Origin of the sequence: Psychromonas sp. SR45-3, from assembly GCF_014163575.1 — a bacterium.
In the GTDB taxonomy this organism is placed as follows: domain Bacteria; phylum Pseudomonadota; class Gammaproteobacteria; order Enterobacterales; family Psychromonadaceae; genus Psychromonas; species Psychromonas arctica.
Genome location: NZ_JACJDP010000075.1, coordinates 604 through 2,919, shown reverse-complemented (window position 1 = coordinate 2,919; position 2,316 = coordinate 604). Strand labels below are relative to the sequence as shown.

General features: G+C 34.8%; 2 protein-coding genes and 2 tRNA genes. All 4 read left to right on the top strand.

Annotated elements, in window-relative coordinates; all coding sequences use genetic code 11:
* The first annotated feature begins 154 nt into the window (after positions 1–154).
* Positions 155–718, top strand: coding sequence for a sigma-70 family RNA polymerase sigma factor (locus H5084_RS19090; RefSeq protein ID WP_028870247.1), 564 nt, complete (start codon positions 155–157; stop codon positions 716–718).
* The gene (locus H5084_RS19085) at positions 711–1,463 is read left to right on the top strand and encodes a DUF3379 family protein (RefSeq protein ID WP_182692215.1); all 753 of its coding nucleotides are present in this window, start codon (positions 711–713) and stop codon (positions 1,461–1,463) included. Before H5084_RS19090 ends, H5084_RS19085 begins: the two co-directional genes overlap by 8 nt.
* A gap of 449 nt (positions 1,464–1,912) precedes the next feature.
* Positions 1,913–1,988 (top strand) — tRNA-Asn (locus H5084_RS19080).
* 220 nt (positions 1,989–2,208) lie between these two features.
* Positions 2,209–2,284 (top strand) — tRNA-Asn (locus tag H5084_RS19075).
* The last annotated feature ends 32 nt before the right edge of the window (positions 2,285–2,316 follow it).

Below are 2,316 nucleotides of genomic sequence, written 5' to 3'. Positions count from 1 at the left end.
CAAAAAAAATTTCAAAAAATTTCAAAAAATTTAAAATAATTTAAAATAATTTAAAATTAATTTATAAACATTCAATGTTACTGACTGTATCGATAGCTTTATACTGAGCTATAAAGCTAAAGAGTGTAGAACATAATGAGTATTAAGGAAAAAAATGAATTTTTTTACATCAAAACGAAATAAAAGTTCATCGTCTGCGGTCTATAAGGATATGGACAGAAAACAAAAAAGATATGAATCACTAGTGAACGTATACAGTGCAGATTTGTACCGTTATGCGTTTTGGGTTTGCCGTGATCCTGAGGTTGCTCAAGATCTAGTGCAAGAAACTTGCCTGCGAGCGTGGAAAAGCATAGATAGCTTATTAGATGATAAATCAGCTAAAGCATGGTTATTTACTATTTTACGCCGTGAAAACGCAAGGCGTTTTGAGCGAAAACAATTGTCTTTAGTCGATATTGACGACTATGAAATCGCAGCAGAAGAAAATAATAGCCCCTATGATAAGGAGTTAATTCAGCAAAAAATTGCTGCTTTGCCATCAGATTATAGAGAGCCATTGTTATTGCAGTTAATTGCTGGTTTTACTGCTGAAGAAATAGCGACTCAATTGGACTTAAATAAAAACACAGTCTTAACACGGTTATTTAGAGCAAAAAATCTGCTTAAAACTAACTTGAAAGTTGAAATTAATAATAACGGAGAAGCGCATGGATGATATTTTATTCCGGCATACTGCGATAGCGACACCTAATGATAAAAGCGATGCGTTTTTATCTCGAGCTGCAGCTTCTGATTGTGCTAAAAATTTAGTTGAAGAATCGAAAGCCTTTGATAAATTATTGAAAGATAGTTTGCAAATTGAAGTGCCAAGTGATCTTACTGATAAAATCTTATTAGAGCAAAGTTTTGCGCTAGAACACGATAAAACGGTTAGTGCGCGTTGGCATATAGGTATTGCTGCTTCAATTGCATTTATTATTGGTATTAGTGTGCCAATGGTGGGGGAGCAATTAACAAATTCAACAACACTTATTAATAGTGCTCAGCTTGTACATACACCTTCTGATATTGGTAGTGTTGCATTGCAGCATGTTAAGCAAGAATATTTCTTAACTGCAAAAGCAAATGAAAATGCGACGTTACAAAGTGTGAATGCGAAATTAGCGATATACGGTGCAAAAGCGACAGATAGTTTTGGTGAAGTGTTATTTGTTAATTATTGTAGTTTTGAAGGGACTTCTGCATTACATATGATCTTAAAAGGTGAAAAAGGACGTATTACTGTTTTTGTGGTTCCTGAAGATGCAGGGTTTAAGCCTTCCTCTTCATTTAAAGACCAGCACTTAAAAGGAATCTCTGAGCATATCGGTAAGGCAAGCCTTGTTATTGTTGGCGAGCAAGATGAACCTCTTGAAATGATGAAAGAGAAACTAGCTGGCAGCATTAAGTGGGATATCTGATTTGTTTTAATTATGAGCAAAAAAGGGCTAATTAACAAATAACGAACATTGGTTGCTTGATTTATCAGCAACCAATTTTTTTATCGGCCTTTTTTGTTGACATGCGGAAACGCAAAAAATATACTGCGCCCGTCTTTAACGAGACTGAAAAAATAAACGCTAGTTAGACTATCAATTAATAAATCAATTGATATGATAGTAAGTTATAAAATTATATCTCCTCTATAGCTAAGTTAGTAGGGCGATAGAGACACTGTTAATTCGCATTTAGATTTAATAGTGAGAAGATTACAATTCCTCTTTAGCTTAGTTGGTAGAGCGATAGAGACACTGTTAATTCGTATTTAGATTTAATAGTGAGAAAGTTACAATTCCTCTTTAGCTCAGTTGGTAGAGCGATAGAGACACTATTAATTCATATTTGGATTTAATAGTGAGAAAGTTACAATTCCTCTTTAGCTCAGTTGGTAGAGCAACGGACTGTTAATCCGTGTGTCGCTGGTTCAAGCCCAGCAAGAGGAGCCACATTTAGTTAAGTTTGATTATATCGAACATAACGAGTCCGATAATTTGAAGACTTAAAAGAACAATTCCTCTTTAGCTCAGTTGGTAGAGCGATAGAGATACTGTTAATTCGTATTTAGATTTAATAGTGAGAAAGTTACAATTCCTCTTTAGCTCAGTTGGTAGAGCGATAGAGACACTGTTAATCCGTATTTAGATTTTTCAGTGAGAAAGTTACAATTCCTCTTTAGCTCAGTTGGTAGAGCAACGGACTGTTAATCCGTGTGTCGCTGGTTCAAGCCCAGCAAGAGGAGCCACATTTAGTTAAGTTTGATTATATCGAACATAA